Source organism: Bradyrhizobium sp. Ken51 (assembly GCF_055807435.1).
Genome location: NZ_JBVVPB010000015.1, coordinates 16,865 through 35,509, shown reverse-complemented (window position 1 = coordinate 35,509; position 18,645 = coordinate 16,865). Strand labels below are relative to the sequence as shown.

Sequence of the window (18,645 nt, the reverse complement as noted above, 5' to 3'; positions counted from 1 at the left end):
ACTGGAAATCACATGCAGACAGCCCTTCGTACCTCCCTTCCGGAAACCGAGCTCGCCAGCCGCGCCAATTTCGCGCCTCACGCCCGCGTGGTGCGCGAGGAGCGCCCGGTGCAAACGAGCGGCCTGCCGCTCAGTATTCGTGGCCTGCGCAAATCCTATGGTGACAACGAGGTGCTGCGCGGCATCGACCTGCACATCCCCGCCGGCCAGTTCGTCGCCATCGTCGGCAAAAGCGGCTGCGGCAAGAGCACGCTGCTGCGCCTCATCGCCGGCCTGGAGAAGTTCGATGCCGGCAGCATCTCGCTCGGCGACGCCGTGAAGCCGGAGGATATCCGCGTGATGTTTCAGGAGCCCCGGCTGTTGCCGTGGGCCCGCGTTCTCTCGAATGTCGAGGTCGGCCTCGGCCGCGATCGCGCCTCGTCAGACGCGCATTCGCGCGCGGAGAAGGCGCTGACCGAAGTCGGGCTCGCCGACAAGCGCGACCAGTGGCCGTCGGTGCTGTCGGGCGGCCAGAAGCAGCGCGTAGCCCTTGCCCGCGCGCTGGTCTCGCGCCCCCGTGTGCTCGCCTTCGACGAGCCGCTCGGCGCGCTGGATGCACTGACTCGCATCTCGATGCAGCGGTTGCTGGAGCGCGTCTGGCGCGACCAGGGCTTTACCGCGATCCTGGTGACCCACGATGTCGCCGAGGCGGTCGCGCTGGCCGACCGGGTGCTGGTGATCGAGGAAGGGCGGATCGCCCATGACGTCGTGGTTAACACGGCCCGGCCCCGCGAACGCGGCTCGGCCGAGCTCGCGGGTCTCGAAGGCTCGATCCTGAGCCACCTTTTGTCGGCGGACGATCGTACCTAAATAGAGGGAACCCCGGTTCGGGGAGTATGCCATGAATGTAGTGCCCCGCGATCTCATGACTGAAATCCCCGTCTCGTCCGCCGATTTCCGCGGCGCCATGCGCCACCTCACCGGCGGTGTCAGCGTCATCACCGCCGGGCGGGGCAAGGACATCACCGGCATGACGGTCACCTCGGTCAGCTCGTTCTCGGTCGATCCGCCGACGCTGATCGTCAGCATCAACCGCGACGCCTCCTCCTTCCCGCTGATCCGGCGCCACGGCGCCTTCGGCGTGAACATTCTCGCGGCCGATCAACTCGACATCGCCGAGCGCTTTGCCGGCAAGGGCGGGCTCAAGGGTGCCGATCGTTTCGCGGGCGCCAGATGGGTGACCGCGGTCTCGGGTGTTCCGCTGCTGGTTGGCGCATTGTCCGCCGTCGATTGCGAAGTCGAGGAGATCATCGAGCGCCATTCGCACGGCATCGTCATTGGGCGGGTGCGCGACGTCAGGAATTCGACCCGCAACGCTGCGCTGGCCTATTGGCACGGTCAGTACGTGGCGGTGGATCAGGACGAAGACGCGGTCAGGCTTGCGGACGTCAGCGTTCCCACCCAGGTCCGGCGCGGCATTTGATCGCCGCCGGCCACAGTCCGTGCAGGCTGGCCTTTTCCCCGTCATCGCTCTAGAAGCGCTGCCTCAGCCTCCCGCCGGGACAGCAATGGAGCAATGATGAAACGCGTCGCGACCTGGGCCTTCTACGCGGTTGGCGCGCTCGCGATCGCCTATCTCGCGCTCTACGCCTATGCCATGTTCAGCGGCCATCCGATCGTGCCGGGCGACCCCATCCAGATCTTCCGCAGGCCGGATGCGCCGAGCTATTCGTGACGGCTCTCTCCTCGTCATGGCCGGGCTTGACCCGGCCATCCACGCGCAGCCGCGATTCCCGGAGAGACGTGGATGCCCGGGCTTCGCCTCGCCGAAGCGGCTTCGGCCGCGCAGGCGGGACAAGCCCGGCATGACGGCGGAGTGTGTGCGACTACCCCCGCAAAATCGCCAGCGCCAGCGCCTGCGCGCGCGGCACGATGCTGTCGAGCTCGAGATATTCCTCCGGCGTGTGCGCAAGTCCGCCGACCGGGCCGAGCCCGCAGATGGTCGGCGTCCCGACCGCGGCGGTGAACCCGGAATCGGCGCAGCCGCCGGAGAACTCGCCCTGAAGCGTGGTGAGGCCGGCCTGCTTTGCGGCGGCCTGATAGTTCTCGAACAGCGCCTTTGAATCGGCGCTCTGCACCACCGGCACGAACTCGCCCTTGACCGTCAACATCGCGCTGGTGCCGGGCACGTAAGGTGTCGCGATGATCGTCTCGATCGCAGTCATCACCCTCGCGCGATCCGCGGGATCGACGTAGCGCAGGTCGATCTGCCCTTCCGCGTAAGGCGCCGTGGTGTTGACGGATTGCCCGCCCGAGACGAGGCCGACATTGAGCGTGATGCCCTTGTCGAGATCGGTCAGCGCGTGGATATGCACGATCTTGTGCGCGAGCTCGCCGATCGCGCTGAGGCCGGCGGCGAAATTCGCGCCGGAATGCGCGGCCTTACCCGTGATGGCGAAATGCATGAAGATGCCGCCCTTGCGTCCCGTGACGATATTGCCGGTCGGGCGGCCTGGCTCGGAATTGAACACGGCGCGCGCGCTGCGTCCTTCGCGCTCGATCACCGGCCGCGAGGACGGCGAGCCGATCTCTTCGTCCGAGGTGATCAGCAGCTTGATCGGGTGCGGGTTGCCGCCGAATTTGTGAAAGGCGGTTGCCACGAATATGTTCATGACGACGCCGGACTTCATGTCGGCAACCCCAGGACCATAGGCGCGCGTGCCCTGGATCGTGAACGGACGCCGTCCGGCCTCGCCCTTGCCGAACACGGTGTCGCGATGTCCCATCAACAGCACCGGCTTCTCGTTGCTGCCGGGCTTTGCCACCTCGGCATGGATCGCATCGCCGAAAGTACCGTGTCTTTCGCGCCGGAACGGAATGCCGTGCTCGGCGAAATGCCGCTCGAACCGCGCCCCGACCGCATCGACGCCTTCCTTGTCATAGGATCCGGAATCGATGTTCACGACATCGCGCAGCAGATCGATCATCGCCTGCCGCTGTGTCGCCAGCCAGTCCGTGATTTGAGCTTGAGACATGTTGACCCTCGCGTGGTTTCACGCGGAGTTATAGGGCCTTGCGGGGGCCTGACCTAGTCGCCGGATGCGGTGCGGCTATGTTGCGGTTCAAGGTGGGATATCTCTCCACCGTCGTCCCGGCGAAGGCCGGGACCCATACCGCGGAATCTATCGAGTACGGACGATAGGAGTACCGAACGACTAATCTTCGCCAAACTGCTCCCTGTGGCTATGGGTCCCGGCCTTCGCCGGGACGACACAGGGGTGTGGCGCGCGGTGGCGTTCTTCTCAAAGAAAAATGCCCGGGACCAGCCCGGGCATTCGTTTCTCTCAGTCAGCGTAGAGCGCCTACGCCCCCACCATCGGCATGCGCGGATATTCACCCGGCGTGCCGGCGGGGGTGATCGGAATGCCTCCGTCGGAATATTCGTTGAGCTTGTTGCGCAGCGTGCGGATCGAGATGCCCAGGATGTTGGCGGCATGGGTCCGGTTGCCGAGGCAGTGCTTCAGCGTCTCCAGGATCAGGTCGCGCTCGACATCCGCGACAGTGCGGCCGACCAGCGCCCGCGTCACCTGCTCGGCAGCCATGGTGGCATGCGCCACGGCCGGCGCGGTTTTGGCGAGGTCGAGGCGGTCGCCGTCGGGCGTGAGGATCGCATCGGCGCCGATCTCGTCGCCCTGCGCCATCAGGACCGAACGGTGCATGGTGTTTTCGAGTTCGCGGACGTTGCCCTGCCAGCGGTTGGTGGAGAGCACGCGGCGGGCTTCCGCCGAGATCGGGCGCATCGGCACGCCATTGGCTTCGGCGTATTTCTTCACGAAGTGCTGGGCGAGCTCGAGGATGTCGAGGGGACGCTCGCGCAGCGGCGGAATCTTCAGGTTCACGACGTTGAGCCGGAACAAGAGGTCCTCGCGGAACGTGCCTTCGCGCACGGCCTCGACCAGGTTGCGGTTCGAGGTCGCGATGATGCGGATGTCCACCGGGACGGGCTTGGTGCCGCCGACGCGGTCGATCACGCGCTCCTGGATGGCGCGGAGCAGTTTGGATTGCAGGCGGACGTCCATCTCCGAGATTTCGTCGAGCAGCAGCGTGCCGCCGGTTGCCTCCTCGAACTTGCCGATGCGGCGGGCGATCGCGCCGGTGAAGGCGCCCTTCTCGTGGCCGAACAGTTCGGACTCCAGCAGATGCTCGGGGATCGCGGCGCAGTTGATCGAGATGAACGGGCGCTTGGCGCGCGCCGAGCGGGTGTGGACGTAGCGGGCCAGCACTTCCTTGCCGGTGCCGGATTCGCCGGTGATCATCACCGAGGCGTCCGAGCCCGCGATCTGCTGGGCGAGCTTGATCACCTTGGCCATCGCCTCGTCGCGATAGACCAGCTCGCGGGAATCGTTGGCGACGGCAGCCAGCACCGCCGCGATCAGCTCCGGGTCCGGCGGCAGCGGGATGTATTCCTTGGCGCCGGCGTGGATCGCGGCGACCGCGGCGCGGGCGTCGTTGGTGATGCCGCAGGCGACGATCGGGGCGTGGATGTGCTCGGCCTCGAGCCGCATCACGAGATCGCGGATGTCGAGGGCGACGTCAACCAGCAGCAGGTCGGCGCCCTTGCCGCCGCGCAGCACGCGCATCGCCTGTTCGTTATCCTCGGCGTGGGTCACGGTGGCGCCGTTCGCCATTGCGATCTTGGTGGCGGTGGTGAGCTGGCCCTTCAATGTGCCAACGATGAGAAGCCGCATGTCAGTCTCCTGTCCGTCTGGTCGCGCTGCCGCGCGTCGTCGCTTTAGGCGCGTTCAGTCTTGATGATTTCGGTCATGGTCACGCCGAGCTTGTCCTCGACCAGGACGACTTCGCCGCGGGCGACCAGCTTGTTGTTGACGTAGATGTCGATGGCCTCGCCGACGCGCCGGTCGAGCTCAAGCACCGTCCCGGGTCCGAGCTTCAACAGCTCGCTGACGTCCATCTTGGAGCGGCCGAGCACGGCCGAAACCTGCACCGGCACGTCGAATACGGCCTCGAGGTCGGCGGCGGCGCGCGTCGCATATTCGTCCTCGTTGTAGCCGACGTCGGTGCCGGCAGGCGGCATCGGGCCGTTGAGATCGGGCAGCGGGACCTGTCCGTCGGTGTCGCTCATGGCTTAGCTCCCCCTGCGGGACGCAACATAGCGTCCCACCATTTCGTCAATCTTGGCCGCGATGGCGGCGCGCTCCAGCACGACGCCGCCATCGGCCCATTCGATCCGGCAGTCGCCGGTGGCAATCTCGGGCTCGGCCAGGATCACCAGCCGGCCTTCGAAGCCGTTCTGCCTGGCCAGCCGCTCGATGTTCTCGCGCGCGGAATCGTAGAGCGCGTCGTTGATGCGGACGACCAGATGCGGCGTCGCGACCAGATGCGAGAAGCAATCCTTGACCAGCGCGACGATCTCGCCGAGCGGCTCGGCGGCGACCAGATCGGCGCACAGCTTGCGCGCCACCGCGACCGCGACGTCGACCGCCTCGGTTTCCATCTTGGATTCGATGTTGCCGATGCCCGAGGCGATGCCCCGGATGGCGATGTTGATCTCTTCCATGGCAAGCGCGACACGGCGGTCGCTCTCGGCCTTGGCCTCGCGCTGGCCGGCGGCGAAGCCGTCCTGATAGGCGCGCGCCTCGGCTTCCGCGACCTTCTGGGCGATCTCGGCCGCGGTTGCGGCCTTCTCCCGCGTCCGGTCGGGCGCGGCGAAGTCGTTGTCGAACAGGAATTTTGCCGGAGCGGCCATCAATACACCAGCTCGTCGTCGGCGCGGTTCTTGGTCAGCATGATCTCGCCCTTGGCAGCGAGATCCTTGGCGAGGTTGACCAGCAGAGCCTGGGCCTCGTCGACGTCGCGCAGGCGGACCGGACCCATCGCCGCCATGTCGTCCTGGAGCATTTTTGCCGCGCGCGAGGACATGTTGCCGAAGAAGAAGTTGCGGACGTCCTCGTTGGCGCTCTTGAGCGCGACGCCGAGCTTGTCCTTGTCGACGTTGCGCATCAGGGTCTGGGCGGAGCCGGAATCGAGCTTCACGAGGTCGTCGAAGGTGAACATCAGCGCCTTGATGCGCTCGGCCGATTCGCGGTTGTCCTCTTCCAGCGAGGTGATGAAGCGGGTTTCGGTCTGGCGGTCGAAATTGTTGAAGATTTCCGCCATCACCTCGTGGGCGTCGCGTCGGCGGGTCTGTGACAAATTGGACATGAACTCGGTGCGCAGCGTTTTCTCCACGCTCTCGATCACTTCTTTCTGCACCGCTTCCATCTTCAGCATGCGGTTGACCACGTCGAGGGCCAGATCCTCCGGGAAGATGCCGAGCACGCGCGCGGCGTGTTCCGGCTTCAGCTTCGACAGCACCACCGCGATGGTCTGCGGATATTCGTTCTTGAGATAATTGGCGAGCACCTCTTCCTGCACGTTGGAGAGCTTCTCCCACATGTTACGGCCGGCGGGGCCGCGGATTTCGTCCATGATGCCGTTGACGCGCTCGGGGGCCAGGTATTGCTGGAGCAGCCGCTCGGTGGCGTCGAAATTGCCCATCAGCGCGCCGGAGGCCGACATCCGCGAGACGAATTCGAGCAGCATGTCCTCCACGGTGTCGACCTCGACGGTGCCGAGCGTCGACATCTCCAGGGAGAGCTGGCGCACCTCGTCGTCGTCGAGCAGCGACCAGATCTTGCCGCCATACTGCTCGCCGAGCGCCAGCATCAGGATCGCGGCGCGCTTCGGACCCGCCACCGCTTCGACCTTCGCGCCTGCACGGCTGCCGGCACGCTGACCGAGCGTGGAGATCACGCTGGTGATGTCGTTGGAATTGGCGTTTTGCAGGGCAGCGGCCATGTCAGATCACTTCTCGATTATTTCGTGGGTTCGGTCAGCCATTGGCGGATGATGGCGACGGTCTCGTTGGGATTGCGTTCGGCGAGTTCGCCGACGCGATGGACGGATTGGGCATGGACCTGGCCCTGGACGGTGGCGACGTCGATCGCGCTGGCGGCGCCGCTCGGCAGCAGCGGCTGGCCGGACGGGGCGGCCTCATCGCTCGCGGCGGGACCGGTGAGGACGCCGGAGATGGCGGCCGCGACTTCGTCGGATGCCAGGATGCGCCTGACCAGCGGCCGGATCACCAGGAACAGCACGACCAGGCCGAGCAGCATCATCACGCCGAGCTCGACGAAGTACATGACGTCGTCCTTGGTGAACTGGAGCATGCCGAGCAGGCCGCTTGGCTCCGCGATCGGGGTGGTGGAGGGGGCATCGGCAAAGCGCAGATTGACGACCTCGACCTGGTCGCCGCGCTTCTGGTCGAAGCCGATCGCCGAGCGCACCAGCGTGGCGATGCGGTCGAGCTGCTCCTTGGTGCGGTCCTGGTAGGCCAGATCGCCCTTCTCGTTCTTGGAGTAGATGCCGTCGACCAGCACCGCGACCGAGATGCGGTTGACCCGACCGGCCTCGGTCACCTCGGTCTTGGTGGTGCGGGAGATCTCGTAGTTGTTGGTCTCTTCGCTCTTCTTGCTCTGGTCCTTGGCCGCGACGCCGCCGTTCTGCTGGTTGCCCGGCAACTCGTTGTTGACGGTGACCTGGCCGTTGTTGTCGGCGGTCATGCTCTGCTCTTCGCGGGTCTGGCTCGAGCGCAGCACGCGGCCTTCGGGGTCGTACTTGTCCGAGGTCTGGGTGATCTTGTTGAAGTCGAAATCGGCGGAGAGCTGGACCCGGGCGCGCCCCGTGCCCACCACGGAGGAGACGATGTCCTCGACCTGCTTGCGCATCCGCTTCTCGAAGGCGGTGCGGCGCTCGTCGCCCATCGCCTGCTCCGGATCGGTCTGGGCGCCGTCGGCGAGCAGCTGGCCGGTCTCGTCGACGATCGAGACCCGCTGCGGCTTCAGCCCGTTCACGGCCGAGGCGACGAGGTGGCGGATGGCGCGGATCTGCTGGGCCTCCAGCGCGCCGCGGACCCGAACCACGATTGAGGCCGACGGCTCCGGCGCCTCGCGCGAGAACAGCGGGCGCTCGGGCAGCACCAGATGGACGCGGGCGGCCTGGATGCGGTCGATGGCGCGGATGGTGCGGGCGAGCTCGCCTTCCAGCGCGCGGAGATGGTTGATGTTCTGGACGAAAGAGGTGGTGCCGAGCGCATCCGACTTGTCGAACACCTCGTAGCCGACGCCGCCGCCCTTGGGTAGGCCGCCCTCGGCGAGCTTCATCCGCAGCCGGGTGACCTTGTCCTTGGGCACCATGATGATGGTGCCCTCGTTGCGCAGCTCGAACTGGATGCCCTGGCGCTCCAGGTCCTTGATGATGCCCGAGGAGTCCTCGACGCTGAGGTCGGTGAACAGCGTCGTCATCTGCGGCGTGGTGACGCGCATGATGACGAACGCAAAGAAGCCGACGAGCGCGGCGGTGACCGCGATCATCGCCCCGAACCGGGCGGCTCCGATACCCTTCAGAAAGTCCGCAAGACCTTGCAAGCAACCGCCCCGACAGATTCGGCTGCTTTCACAGGAAAGGCCGACTGGGCAATTATTGCCTAGGTGATGGTTTCGATATGGTTAACGAAGGTTAAGAGCTGCGACGAAAGTCGCGCCAAAACGAAACATGAAAAAAATCGGCCTCGCAAGGCGAGGCCGATTTTCGTCAAAAGCCGCAGATTTCCGGATTGCCTACTGGCGATATTGCTGGATACGGGTGGTGCGAAGTCCCGCCAGACCATGCTGGTCGATCGAAAACTGCCAGGAGAGGAATTCGTCAACCGTCAGGGTGTAACGGCTGCAGGCCTCCTCGAGGGAGAGAAGACCGCCACGGACTGCGGCGACGACCTCGGCCTTGCGGCGGATGACCCAGCGTTTGGTGCCGGGTGCAGGCAGATCCGCAATCGTCAACGGACTACCGTCCGGCCCGATGACGTATTTTACCCTCGGGCGATGGGGTTCTGTCATGGCGTACTCACAAACTCTCAACCACTGAACTCACTCAGGAACCCTACGCCCGCCGGCTTAAAAATCCGCTAAGCCTAAGGCTTCAATACAATTCTCGTTGAAAATGGCTGGAACGCAGCCGTCTCGACCGGCGGGACGGTGCGTCCAGGCGGGCCGAGGGGGTGTTCGTAAATACTTTACTAACGAACGAGGCCTGCGCGGGGTGTCGCAAGGCTCCAATTGTCGTCCTGGCGAAAGCCGGGACCCATTACCCCAGGGAGTAGTCGCTACGACGACTCGGGGTCACGTCCTCGCACCAAAACGGCTTGCGGTGGTTATGGGTCTTGGCTTTCGCCAGGACGACACCGATTATCCAGCGGCATTCCGCCTTTAATTGCTGGCCGTCGCGATGATGCTCTTGACCTGGCTCAATGTGTAGCTGGCGCCGTCGATGGTCAGCAGCGGCGGCGACTGGGTCAGGTCGACGGACGACACCGTGCCCTGCACCTGCGCGGCGATACCGACATTGTTGTTGGCGACATCCTTACCCGTGGCCGAGATCGTGTACTTGCCGTCGGGCCATTGCGTGCCGTCATTGCCCATTCCGTTCCAGGTGAACGGCACGTCGGTGCCCGCGCCGGCGGTGTATTTGCCGGTGAACACGGTCTGGCCGCTGGCATTGGCGATGGTGATGTCGACGGTGGCGTCGCTGGGCACGTTGAGATGCCAGGTCGCCGACGAATTCGTCATGGTCCCGGTCGTGCCGTCGACCAGGGCGGTCTTGCCGACGAAGCCGAGCGCCTGGGTCGCCTGCGTGGTCTGTTGCAGGGTGACGAGTTGGGACAGCGAGTCGTTGGTCTTGAGCTGCTGCTCAACGCCGGCGAACTGTACCAGCTGCTGGGTGAACTGGTTGGTGTCGAGCGGATCGAGCGGGTTCTGGTTCTGCAGCTGCGTCGTCAGCAGCGTCAGGAAGGTCTGGAAGTTGCCGGCCAGCGTCGCGCCGGTGTTCGAGCCCAGGCTCGTGTTCGACGAGGATTTCGGCAGGTCGGTCGTGCCGGAGACGACGGATGGGGCGGTGGCGGAATTCGTGGTGGTCATGTCTCGATACTCCTCACACTCTGATGTCGACGCCGCTGCTCGATCCGAGCATGCGGCCGTAGCTGCGCCCGACCGGGGCCGCGGGAACTGCGTCCTCGTCGCTGATGATCAGCCGGCGGGCATTGCCGCCATTGTCATTGTTCTGGCCGGAGTGCTGGCCCGATGAATTCTGGTCGCGCAGGCTGAAGGACAGCCCGTTGCTGCCGGTCTTGAGGCCGGCATCGTCGAGCGCGCGCTGCAATTGCGGCGCGTCCTGCCGCAGCATCTGCAGCGTCTCAGGCTTCTCGACGGTGAGATGCGACGTGACCTGGCCGTTGCGGTCGACATTGATGCGGACGTCGATGCGGCCGAGGTCGAGCGGATCGAGGCTGATGTCGAACTGGGTCTTGCCCGCGCGTGCGGCGGCGGCAATTTCGATCGGCACGCCGCTGATTGGAATGGCGTTGGCATTCGCCGCGGTCGCGGTGAGCGTCGCGGTCGAAGCGGTCGCGGCCGAAGTCGTATTGGTCAGCGGCGCTTGAATGGCGGAGGCCGCCTGCGCGCTGCTGTCGGTGGTGGGGACAGCGGCCTGCGTGCCCGCATGGGCATGATGAGTTGCCGTCGCCGGTGCCGCATCGGCGGTGCGGTCGGAAGTCCCAGCCTTGGCCTCGGCTGCGTTCGCGTCGATTGTCGGCTTGTCGGCTTGCGGATGCGCCGTGTTGGCGGACGCAGCCGTCGCCGAGGTCTGCGCGGCGTTTGCCTTGCCGGTGTCCTGGCCGATGTTGGAGACATCGCTCCCGCCTTGCGCGAGGGCTGCGGCCTTGAACGAGGTTTTTGGCGTGCCTTGGTCGACGGCGGCGATCAGGCCGCCATTGGTCTTCGCATCCGCCGCGGTCGAATCGGTCGCCCCGGTCGCGGCATCGGCCAGCGTTGCCGAGGTGTCGGCATCGACTTTGGCGCTTGCGGTCTTGGCGCTCTTGTCGCCCGGCGTCGCGGTATCGATCTTGGTGCCGGCGATCTGCGCTGCGATCGACGCACTGGCGGCGATGCCGGCGGCGGCGATCGCCAGCGGCGAGGAGGCAGCGCCGGCGCCCTGGTTCGCAGCCGCGTTGGGATCGACCGGCACGACCGCCGCGAGGGCGTTTGGATCGGGCACGCCGGCCAGCGTCGCGTCAATCTGCGCGGCGGCGGCGGTATCGACGGCGGCGGCGAGGCCATCAGTGCCGCCGGCCTCGTCCCCCTTGGTCTCGTCGGACTTGTCCGCAGACTTGTCGGCCGATTTGGCGTCGGACGCCTCCGGCTTGTCCTTGGTCTTGCTATCAGCCTTGGCCGCATCAGTGGTCGCGTCGTCCTTGGTGTCGCTCTTGGCGTCGTTTTTGGCGGACGCGGAATTGTCGGCGTCGTCGCTGGCCTTGCTCTGCGAGGACTTGTCGGTCGCAGAGCGATCGCGCGGGCTCTTGTCGGAGGCGGAGGACGATGAATCGGTCCGGCGCGGGGAGTCCTGCGCGGAGGACGCCGCGCTGTCGCTGATCGCCTGGGTGTTGCTGTCCACCAGCGAGCCGAAGGAATCGTTGGCGGAGCTCTCTTTCGGTGCTTGCGACCGGGCAGGCTTTTGCGGCGCGCTCTGGACTTGCACGCTTGCCACGACATCTGACGTACGACCGACCACAGGCAACCCCTTGGAAACATCTTCGCCATGAGAGGTAGCAAGGAGCGGGCCACCCTCGCGCGCAGCAATTTTATCAAGCAAAATCAAAGACTTGATTATTTGACGCTCTGCCGCTGGCCCTTCCCAAGCCCCGCCATTTCTGCCTCCCCGGCAAGAATTGCCGTAAACCTTGCGGGGTCCGTGATTGCTTCACCGGAAGGCCGCCTATATTAAAGAGACAGCTCTCAGCCGCTTTCGACCGGGCAGGCCGCGCCCTTCGGGAACTCTAGGTTCCCGGGGATCGCTTTTGTCCCGCCGGAAGCATCCAAGCGGATCGCCCAACGCGCCGTCCACAACGCTTTAAGGCCCATGCTCAACAGTCTGGATCTCGAAGGCCGTCCTGAGGATACCAGGGTCGTCGTTGCCATGTCGGGCGGCGTCGATTCATCGACGACGGCTGCGCTTTTGAAGGCGGAAGGCTACGACGTCGTCGGCATCACGCTGCAGCTCTACGACCATGGCGCTGCGACCCATCGCAAGGGCGCCTGCTGCGCCGGCCAGGACATCCACGACGCCCGCGACGTCGCCGCCAAGCTCGGCATTCCCCATTACGTGCTCGACTACGAGGATCGCTTTCGCGAATCCGTCATCGATAATTTCGCCGACAGCTACGCGCTCGGCGAGACGCCGGTGCCGTGCATCGAGTGTAACCGCTCGGTCAAGTTCCGCGACCTCCTGAAGACCGCGCGCGAACTCGGCGCCACCGCGCTCGCCACCGGCCATTACGTCGCCTCGCGCCGCCGCGCGGACGGCTCGCGCGCGCTGGTGTGTGCGGCTGACGCCGATCGCGACCAGAGCTACTTCCTGTTCGCGACCACGCAGGAGCAGCTCGATTATCTGCGCTTTCCGCTCGGCGACATGACCAAGCCCGAGACGCGCGAACTGGCGCGGCGCTTCGGCCTCGCGGTCGCCGACAAGCACGACAGCCAGGACATCTGCTTCGTGCCCACCGGACGCTACACCGACATCATCACCCGCCTGCGGCCGAACGCGATGGACCCCGGCGACATCGTCGATCTCGACGGCCGCGTGCTCGGCCGTCACAACGGCATCGCCAATTTCACCATCGGCCAGCGCCGCGGCCTCGGCATCGCAGCCGCCGCACCGCTGTTCGTGGTGCGGCTGGAGGCCGCCAACCGCCGCGTCGTCGTCGGCCCGCGCGAGGCGCTGAAGATGCACCGCATCGTGTTGCGCGACGTCAACTGGATCGGCGATGGCGACATCGACCGCGCCATCGGCAATGGTCTCGAAATGTTCGTGCGCGTGCGCTCGACCCGCGCGCCCCAGCCCGCTTGGCTGCGCGGTGCGAACGGTCATTACGAGGTCGAGCTCGTCGCCGGCGAAGAGGGCGTTTCGCCGGGACAGGCCTGCGTGTTCTACGACGCAGCCGGTGGCCAGGCCCGCGTGCTCGGCGGCGGCTTCATTCAAAGCGCCGCCGCGAAGGCCGCAAGCAGCACGACGAGGCCGCTCGCAGAAGCGGTCCGCGGCTAAAAAATATATAGGGCAGGGGGCATGGCAGCAGACATCTCGCGGGCCGGGGTCGAGAAGGCCTATGGCCGCTGGGCGCCGGTCTACGATCTCGTGTTCGGCAAGGTGTTCGACGCGGGAAGGCAGTCGACCATCGCCGAGGCCGACCGCATCGGCGGCCGCATCCTCGACGTCGGTGTCGGCACCGGGCTCTCGCTCTCCGACTATGCGCGCACCACAAGGATCTGCGGCGTCGACATCTCCGAGCCGATGCTGCGCAAGGCGCAATCGCGCGTGCGGAGCTTGCGGCTCTCCAATGTCGAAGTGCTCTCGGTGATGGACGCGAAAAACCTCGCCTTCCCCGAAAACTTCTTCGACGCGGTGGTCGCGCAATACGTCATCACCGCCGTGCCCGATCCCGAGGGCACGCTCGACGAGTTCGTGCGCGTCTTGAAGCCCGGCGGCGAGCTGATCCTGGTCAACCACATCGGCGCGGAAAAGGGTTTGCGAAAACTCTCCGAGCTCGCGTTTGCGCCGCTCGCCCGTCGCCTCGGCTGGCGCCCCGAGTTTCCATGGCAGCGCCTGGTCGACTGGACCGCCAAACACGGCGGCGTCACCCTGGCCGAGCGCCGCCCGATGCCGCCGATGGGACACTTTTCGCTGATCCGCTACCTCAAATCGTGATCGGGGGCGCGGAACACGCGGCGGCGCCCGCGCGTTTCCCTCCCATGCGCACCACATCAAAAATCATTCTGGCCAGCCTCCTGATCGCCGCCTCCGGCAGCGCGATCGCGCAGGCCCCGCCCGCCCCGGCGACGCCGCCGCAACAAACCGCGCCGCCATCCCCGCAACACGCCACCGGTTGTACGCCGCAGGACCGCCCGAACCGCTCCGCTGACGGCACCACCACCGGCCAGTCCCGGGAACCGCTCGGCGACAAATTGGCGAAATCGGACGGCGTGCTCTGCCCGCCCTCCGGCGTCGACCCCGAGATGCACGCCCCGGCGCCCAGCACGAACGGCGCCATGCCCGTCATCCCGCCCCCCGGCAGCCCCGGAGGCGACCCGACCGTACGGCCGAAATAGCTTGTCGCGCCGAAGCCTTGGCGTAGGCGGAGGCCTGTTCCGCATCCCCAATCTCGTCGTCATGCCCGGGCTCGTCCCGGGCATCTACGTTCTTGTGGCCCGCGAAGGTCGTGGATGGCCGGGAAAAGGTCGTGGATGGCCGGGACAAGCCCGGCCATGACGAATGTGGCCCGAGATTCGGTCCCAAAACACACCATCCATGCCTGCCCGCGGACTTGTCGCGCCGTAGCCTTGGCGAAGGCGGAAGCTTTAGCCAAAGCGGAAGCAAACTCGGATTGACAGCCCGCCGCCCCCTTCCTTATATGCCGCGCGTTCGCGAGATCGGCTGTTTCGGCCCTCGCGACCCTGTGGCGGGGTAGCTCAGCTGGTTAGAGCACGGGAATCATAATCCTGGGGTCGGGGGTTCGAGTCCCTCTCCCGCTACCAAAAAATCAGGCACTTCCTGCTAATCTGGGATCCTCGAACTTTCATGGTACCACATTAGTATCACGAGTTTTTCGCGAAGGCGGCGGTGGTACAGCGTTTGACGGTTCGGCGCCCGGAGTTGAAGCGTGGGCGCGCCTCAGCGGGCAGAACCCTTGCGATCTATTCTAAGGATGGGCCAGACCCACCAAGCACCGGGAAGCCAAGCGGGACAGCTATTGGTCCGAGTTTAGGATTTCCGGGAGTTTACGAACTGATCGAAACTTTCCGCGGCCTCTTCGGCCGAGCCGTGCTGCAGCCGAACGCGATCGTGCCAGAGCGCGGAACACGGGACAAACCTGAGCTCTGCCGATTGCGAATCCCTGCTGCGTGCTAACCGCTCGGAACGAGAAGACGGGCAAAAGGATTCGTCCGGGCGGAGCAAGTTCGATGCTGATGACGAAGGAAAGGCGGCCAGCGATCCGAACGCTGCGCGGATGGGCGCTCAGCGTGCTGCAGGAGGCGGGCGCCATCCACGAATGCGAGGAGCACGGCTGGGCGAAGGACCGGGCCGACCCGCATGCGCGCGAGCACGCATTGGATATCGCCAGGCAGGAACCACCCGAGGGCTTGTCTCCGGATCAGGCTGTCGGGCAAGTGGGCGAGGTTTTGCATTCGATTGGCGATACGTGCCCGGAGTGCCCGCCACGTTCCGATTAGGTCGCCTGCGCTGTCGCGCCGCTCGGATGGCAACGGATGCGTGCGAGCCTCAAAGCCTTCGACGAAGTTGGAGGACGTGAGGGATATCAACTGGCCGCTGCAAAGCCCTTCAAGCGAGCAAGTCTAGTGCGTTCTCGAGTGCTGCCCCGGCGGCGGTGTTGTCGAAGATGCACCAGGTCTCACTCGACAAAGACGCAGCACCGAGCCGCCGCTTCAGGGTCCGAAGGAACGCGCCGTCGTACGCGGAGTAGTAGATGCGCGGCGCTCCATGCAGTCGAAAATAGCACAGGCACGGCCACCCGCCCGGCAGGTCGGCATCGGGCACCCGCGCCGGATCCGCGGCGACGCGGCCAATCTGACGTTCCCTGAGCCAAGCGCCGACCTCGGGCGTGAACCAGCTGACGTGACGCGGCTCGCAAGCGAGAGCGGCCGAGGTCCTTTCCTGCAGTGCGCGGAACAGGAACTCCGCATCGGACTCAACGAACATTCTGCGAGGCGCAAACTGAACGAGCAAAACCCCGAGCTTCGCGCCAAGTCCGGCGCTCTCTTCGATGAATCGATCGAGTTCACCCCGCGCAAGCTGTGACGAATGAGTAACAGACTTCGGCACCTTTACCGAAAAGCGGAAATCATCTGGCGTCGCGTTCGCCCACTTCTCATAGGTCGAACGCCGGTGTGGCTTATGAAATGATGAGTTGATCTCCGTGGCATTCAACACCCGCGCGTAGCGTTCAAGTTGGCTACCTACCCCGCCAACTCTTTCCTTCGAGACTCGCGGAACATTCCATCCCGCTGTGCCGAGCCGCAGCTCAGCCCTGACATGCGCGACCTCTTCCATGTCAGTCCGTAACTGCCATCGGGCATCACCGGATGTTCACAAACTCACGCCGACTTCCTCCGCGCGCCTGCTGTCGGCTTCTTCGCCGCTTCCTTACCCGGCTTCTTACCGGCGATCGGCATCAGCATCTCCTTCTGAGCCGCGGCAGCCTTCTTCGTCTTCTTGGCAGGCTTTTTCGGAGCCTCGGTCTTGGCTGCTGCCCCGCCGACGCTCTTGCGTAGCGCGTCCATCAGATCGACGACGTTCTCGCCTTTCGGCCGATCCTTCGGCACGATCGGCTTGCCGGCACGCTTCTGGTTTATGAGCTCGATCAGCGCGGTCTCGTAGTGGTCCTCGAACTTCTCCGGCTCGAACGATCCGGCCTTCTGGTTCACGATGTGCTTGGCCAGATCGAGCATGTCCTTAGTGACTTTGACGTCCTGGATCTCTTCGAAGTATTCTTGCTCGCTACGGACCTCGTAGGGATACCGCAGCAAGGTGCCGACCAGGCCCTTGTCCATCGGCTCGAGCGCAATGATGTGCTCTCGGTTGGTGAGCACCACGCGCCCGATCGCAACCTTGTTCATCTCGCGGATGGTCTCGCGGATGACCGCGAAGGCGTCGTGGCCGACTTTTCCGTCCGGACGGATGTAGTAGGGGCGGATTAGGTAGCGCGGATCGATATCGGCCTTGTCCACGAACTCGTCTATCTCGATGGTCCGCGTGGATTCCAGCGCGATCTCCTCAAGCTCCTCCTTGGTCACCTCGATGAACTGGTCCTTCTCGAGCTGGTAGCCCTTGACGATGTCCTCGTTGGACACCTCGTCCCCGGTGTCGGCGTCGACTTTCACGTACTTGATCCGATGACCGGTCTGACGGTTGAGCTGGTTGAAGGAGATCTTCTCACTCTCCGACGTAGCCGGGTAGAGCGCCACGGGACAGGTGACCAACGAGAGACGCAAAAAGCCTTTCCAGTTCGCGCGGGGGGCCATGCTACGCAACACTCCATTACGGGGACTTGGACTCAAGACGAACGGCGCGGCACAGTTCCGACACCGCCCGCAGGTGTCCACCGCAAATTGATGCCACGTCCCGGTCAGGCGCTCGGAATACATGGCGGGCAGCCTTGACCGGCACGAACGAAATAAGAACACAGCGGTGACCAACCCATGGCAGATCCCTCGGTCATTAGACCTCCGTGGAAATCAGCCAATCCGTTGCTCTAAGGGGAGCGGCACCAGCCCCGTCGGGCAACACACCCCCGTCAACCCCTCTCCATAAAAATATTCCACTTTACCGAAATTCGGAATTGGCGTATGTGTCGCTCATCCCGGCTCATTCTTGAGGGGCGATCTTGTGGTCGTCACGTTCGCGAGCCGGGCTTGCGGTGGACGCGGCAGCGTTCGGGTGCGAGAGGCTAAGGGCAGGGCGGATTGCTCTCCGTGAGCCCAAGGCTTCGTTCCGACGAGCGGCGCTGCTAGGCTTCGTCTCGTCATCAGGTCGGCGGCAACGTGCACAACGTCGTCGAAACCGGTGGCGAAATGGCGGGCCGTGCGTACGGCAAAACCGTGTGGTCCTTTCGTCCAGCGAATTCGATCCGTTGGGCAGAACTAAAAAGCTTTGGCTAGTGAATGGCTTACGTGGATGGCCGCCCGGCGCTTGGTCCGGCGCGAAACCGCCGGGCCCTATTAGGCCCTAGTTTCACATGCTGCCGTTTAGACGCGCGGTGGCGCTGTGCCCGGCGAAGTTTAACCCAGCGTCGGCGATGTTCTCAGCTGACCGGGCTTGCAGAGGTTCATTTGGAGTGAAACTATTAAGTTTGATGCTATGCGTGCGGAGGGCGAAGGACAGCCAATGCGCTATTACCCCGGCAAGGACCTCGAAGAGAGCCACCGCAGCACACTCGACGAGCATCCGCACGCTAAAGGAGCCGTGCAGGAGCAGATAAAACGCTCACGCGCACAGATCGTCGCAACCGAAAAACTCCTGCGCCGACCAGCAGTCGGCGGCACCGGACCTGTTGCAATGCCTACGGCGGCAGATTGCCGGGAATTCGCCGTTGCGTTCAAATGCAGGGCCGCTGAACCCGGCACAGCCGCACGGACAGCGAGCATCTTGAAGAATATATCTCGCAGTTTTACCGGCCTCTCGAGCCAACTTGCGATGCTGGAGACTGCGGAAAAGGCAGACCGCAGCGCCTCTATTTAAGGCACACTATTGCATGTTGTGATCAAACCGTTTTCCGTCGCCTTCTACTAAGGGGAATGGACGATCCTGACGACCGCCCTCCGAGCAATGACGCGCCGGAGCGGAAACAATCACGGATACAGCAGGCGCGACAGCTAGTCGCCGAACACATTGACGACCTGCGCACCCTCCTCGAAAAGCTCCGGCGCAAGATGAACTAACGTCTTTTTTGACGTTGGATGCGATAGGGGCTTGGCCGCTGTCGGGTGG

The 18,645-nt window shown here is 64.7% G+C and carries 19 protein-coding genes and 1 tRNA gene; 9 read left to right on the top strand and 11 right to left on the bottom strand.

Annotated elements, in window-relative coordinates:
• Window positions 1-12: 12 nt before the first annotated feature.
• The 3 genes from AC0L27_RS24020 (at window position 13) to AC0L27_RS24010 (ending at window position 1,714) form a co-directional block, all read left to right on the top strand.
• Complete coding sequence (locus AC0L27_RS24020; RefSeq protein WP_354204839.1) at window positions 13-849, top strand: ATP-binding cassette domain-containing protein; 837 nt, start codon at window positions 13-15, stop codon at window positions 847-849.
• A gap of 31 nt (window positions 850-880) precedes the next feature.
• Window positions 881-1,462: a flavin reductase family protein gene (locus AC0L27_RS24015; RefSeq protein WP_354256864.1), complete on the top strand. Its 582-nt coding sequence runs from the start codon at window positions 881-883 to the stop codon at window positions 1,460-1,462.
• 93 nt (window positions 1,463-1,555) lie between these two features.
• On the top strand, window positions 1,556-1,714 hold the full coding sequence (locus AC0L27_RS24010) for a hypothetical protein (protein WP_018453881.1): 159 nt from the start codon (window positions 1,556-1,558) through the stop codon (window positions 1,712-1,714).
• A gap of 151 nt (window positions 1,715-1,865) precedes the next feature.
• On the opposite strand, the gene AC0L27_RS24005 is transcribed toward AC0L27_RS24010, so the two are convergent.
• The 9 genes from AC0L27_RS24005 to AC0L27_RS23965 all read right to left on the bottom strand — a co-directional run bounded on the left by AC0L27_RS24005 (window position 1,866) and on the right by AC0L27_RS23965 (window position 11,658).
• Window positions 1,866-3,014, bottom strand: a complete 1,149-nt coding sequence (locus tag AC0L27_RS24005) for a M20 family metallopeptidase (protein WP_473320545.1) — start codon at window positions 3,012-3,014, stop codon at window positions 1,866-1,868.
• A 327-nt stretch (window positions 3,015-3,341) separates the two neighbouring features.
• Window positions 3,342-4,727 (bottom strand): sigma-54-dependent transcriptional regulator FlbD, encoded by a 1,386-nt coding sequence (flbD, locus tag AC0L27_RS24000; RefSeq protein WP_275169513.1) that lies wholly within the window; start codon window positions 4,725-4,727, stop codon window positions 3,342-3,344.
• Between the two features lie 44 nt (window positions 4,728-4,771).
• Window positions 4,772-5,122 (bottom strand): flagellar motor switch protein FliN, encoded by a 351-nt coding sequence (fliN, locus tag AC0L27_RS23995; protein ID WP_007614079.1) that lies wholly within the window; start codon window positions 5,120-5,122, stop codon window positions 4,772-4,774.
• 3 nt (window positions 5,123-5,125) lie between these two features.
• Window positions 5,126-5,746 carry a FliH/SctL family protein gene (locus AC0L27_RS23990; RefSeq protein ID WP_219681649.1) on the bottom strand — a complete coding sequence of 207 codons (621 nt, stop codon included), beginning with the start codon at window positions 5,744-5,746 and terminating at the stop codon, window positions 5,126-5,128.
• The gene (gene fliG / locus AC0L27_RS23985; RefSeq protein WP_275169511.1) at window positions 5,746-6,837 is read right to left on the bottom strand and encodes a flagellar motor switch protein FliG; all 1,092 of its coding nucleotides are present in this window, start codon (window positions 6,835-6,837) and stop codon (window positions 5,746-5,748) included. The genes AC0L27_RS23990 and fliG overlap by 1 nt, the downstream gene beginning before the upstream one ends.
• Window positions 6,838-6,854: 17 nt before the next feature.
• Window positions 6,855-8,465 carry a flagellar basal-body MS-ring/collar protein FliF gene (gene fliF / locus AC0L27_RS23980; protein ID WP_354204844.1) on the bottom strand — a complete coding sequence of 537 codons (1,611 nt, stop codon included), beginning with the start codon at window positions 8,463-8,465 and terminating at the stop codon, window positions 6,855-6,857.
• Between the two features lie 192 nt (window positions 8,466-8,657).
• Entirely contained in the window at window positions 8,658-8,933 is a 276-nt protein-coding gene (sciP, locus tag AC0L27_RS23975; protein WP_002714638.1) for a CtrA inhibitor SciP, read from the bottom strand.
• A 369-nt stretch (window positions 8,934-9,302) separates the two neighbouring features.
• Window positions 9,303-10,010, bottom strand: a complete 708-nt coding sequence (locus AC0L27_RS23970; RefSeq protein ID WP_275169509.1) for a flagellar hook assembly protein FlgD — start codon at window positions 10,008-10,010, stop codon at window positions 9,303-9,305.
• A gap of 13 nt (window positions 10,011-10,023) precedes the next feature.
• Window positions 10,024-11,658, bottom strand: a complete 1,635-nt coding sequence (locus tag AC0L27_RS23965; protein WP_354204847.1) for a flagellar hook-length control protein FliK — start codon at window positions 11,656-11,658, stop codon at window positions 10,024-10,026.
• Between the two features lie 348 nt (window positions 11,659-12,006).
• Here AC0L27_RS23965 and mnmA point away from each other — a divergent pair, with 348 nt between their 5' ends.
• The 5 genes from mnmA (at window position 12,007) to AC0L27_RS23940 (ending at window position 15,371) form a co-directional block, all read left to right on the top strand.
• Window positions 12,007-13,188, top strand: a complete 1,182-nt coding sequence (mnmA, locus tag AC0L27_RS23960; protein WP_354204849.1) for a tRNA 2-thiouridine(34) synthase MnmA — start codon at window positions 12,007-12,009, stop codon at window positions 13,186-13,188.
• 21 nt (window positions 13,189-13,209) lie between these two features.
• Complete coding sequence (locus tag AC0L27_RS23955) at window positions 13,210-13,848, top strand: class I SAM-dependent methyltransferase (protein WP_354059888.1); 639 nt, start codon at window positions 13,210-13,212, stop codon at window positions 13,846-13,848.
• Between the two features lie 44 nt (window positions 13,849-13,892).
• Complete coding sequence (locus tag AC0L27_RS23950) at window positions 13,893-14,249, top strand: hypothetical protein (protein ID WP_027519907.1); 357 nt, start codon at window positions 13,893-13,895, stop codon at window positions 14,247-14,249.
• A 349-nt stretch (window positions 14,250-14,598) separates the two neighbouring features.
• Window positions 14,599-14,675 (top strand) — tRNA-Met (locus tag AC0L27_RS23945).
• A gap of 426 nt (window positions 14,676-15,101) precedes the next feature.
• Window positions 15,102-15,371 (top strand): hypothetical protein, encoded by a 270-nt coding sequence (locus AC0L27_RS23940; RefSeq protein WP_354204851.1) that lies wholly within the window; start codon window positions 15,102-15,104, stop codon window positions 15,369-15,371.
• A gap of 109 nt (window positions 15,372-15,480) precedes the next feature.
• On the opposite strand, the gene AC0L27_RS23935 is transcribed toward AC0L27_RS23940, so the two are convergent.
• Window positions 15,481-16,209, bottom strand: coding sequence for a DUF72 domain-containing protein (locus tag AC0L27_RS23935; RefSeq protein WP_354204853.1), 729 nt, complete (start codon window positions 16,207-16,209; stop codon window positions 15,481-15,483).
• Window positions 16,210-16,253: 44 nt separating this feature from the next.
• Complete coding sequence (gene ku, locus AC0L27_RS23930; RefSeq protein ID WP_275169476.1) at window positions 16,254-17,180, bottom strand: non-homologous end joining protein Ku; 927 nt, start codon at window positions 17,178-17,180, stop codon at window positions 16,254-16,256.
• A gap of 862 nt (window positions 17,181-18,042) precedes the next feature.
• On the opposite strand from ku, the gene AC0L27_RS23925 reads away from it, so the two are divergent.
• Entirely contained in the window at window positions 18,043-18,396 is a 354-nt protein-coding gene (locus AC0L27_RS23925; RefSeq protein ID WP_473320541.1) for a hypothetical protein, read from the top strand.
• The last annotated feature ends 249 nt before the right edge of the window (window positions 18,397-18,645 follow it).

Bases quoted from the DNA above. Each gene is read 5' to 3' on its own strand.
- AC0L27_RS24020 (WP_354204839.1), top strand. From the start codon at position 13: ATGCAGACAGCCCTTCGTACCTCCCTTCCGGAAACCGAGCTCGCCAGC.
- AC0L27_RS24015 (WP_354256864.1), top strand. From the start codon at position 881: ATGAATGTAGTGCCCCGCGATCTCATGACTGAAATCCCCGTCTCGTCC.
- AC0L27_RS24010 (WP_018453881.1), top strand. From the start codon at position 1,556: ATGATGAAACGCGTCGCGACCTGGGCCTTCTACGCGGTTGGCGCGCTC.
- AC0L27_RS24005 (WP_473320545.1), bottom strand. From the start codon at position 3,014: ATGTCTCAAGCTCAAATCACGGACTGGCTGGCGACACAGCGGCAGGCG.
- flbD (WP_275169513.1), bottom strand. From the start codon at position 4,727: ATGCGGCTTCTCATCGTTGGCACATTGAAGGGCCAGCTCACCACCGCC.
- fliN (WP_007614079.1), bottom strand. From the start codon at position 5,122: ATGAGCGACACCGACGGACAGGTCCCGCTGCCCGATCTCAACGGCCCG.
- AC0L27_RS23990 (WP_219681649.1), bottom strand. From the start codon at position 5,746: ATGGCCGCTCCGGCAAAATTCCTGTTCGACAACGACTTCGCCGCGCCC.
- fliG (WP_275169511.1), bottom strand. From the start codon at position 6,837: ATGGCCGCTGCCCTGCAAAACGCCAATTCCAACGACATCACCAGCGTG.
- sciP (WP_002714638.1), bottom strand. From the start codon at position 8,933: ATGACAGAACCCCATCGCCCGAGGGTAAAATACGTCATCGGGCCGGAC.
- AC0L27_RS23970 (WP_275169509.1), bottom strand. From the start codon at position 10,010: ATGACCACCACGAATTCCGCCACCGCCCCATCCGTCGTCTCCGGCACG.
- mnmA (WP_354204849.1), top strand. From the start codon at position 12,007: ATGCTCAACAGTCTGGATCTCGAAGGCCGTCCTGAGGATACCAGGGTC.
- AC0L27_RS23955 (WP_354059888.1), top strand. From the start codon at position 13,210: ATGGCAGCAGACATCTCGCGGGCCGGGGTCGAGAAGGCCTATGGCCGC.
- AC0L27_RS23950 (WP_027519907.1), top strand. From the start codon at position 13,893: ATGCGCACCACATCAAAAATCATTCTGGCCAGCCTCCTGATCGCCGCC.
- AC0L27_RS23940 (WP_354204851.1), top strand. From the start codon at position 15,102: ATGCTGATGACGAAGGAAAGGCGGCCAGCGATCCGAACGCTGCGCGGA.
- AC0L27_RS23935 (WP_354204853.1), bottom strand. From the start codon at position 16,209: ATGGAAGAGGTCGCGCATGTCAGGGCTGAGCTGCGGCTCGGCACAGCG.
- ku (WP_275169476.1), bottom strand. From the start codon at position 17,180: ATGGCCCCCCGCGCGAACTGGAAAGGCTTTTTGCGTCTCTCGTTGGTC.
- AC0L27_RS23925 (WP_473320541.1), top strand. From the start codon at position 18,043: ATGCGCTATTACCCCGGCAAGGACCTCGAAGAGAGCCACCGCAGCACA.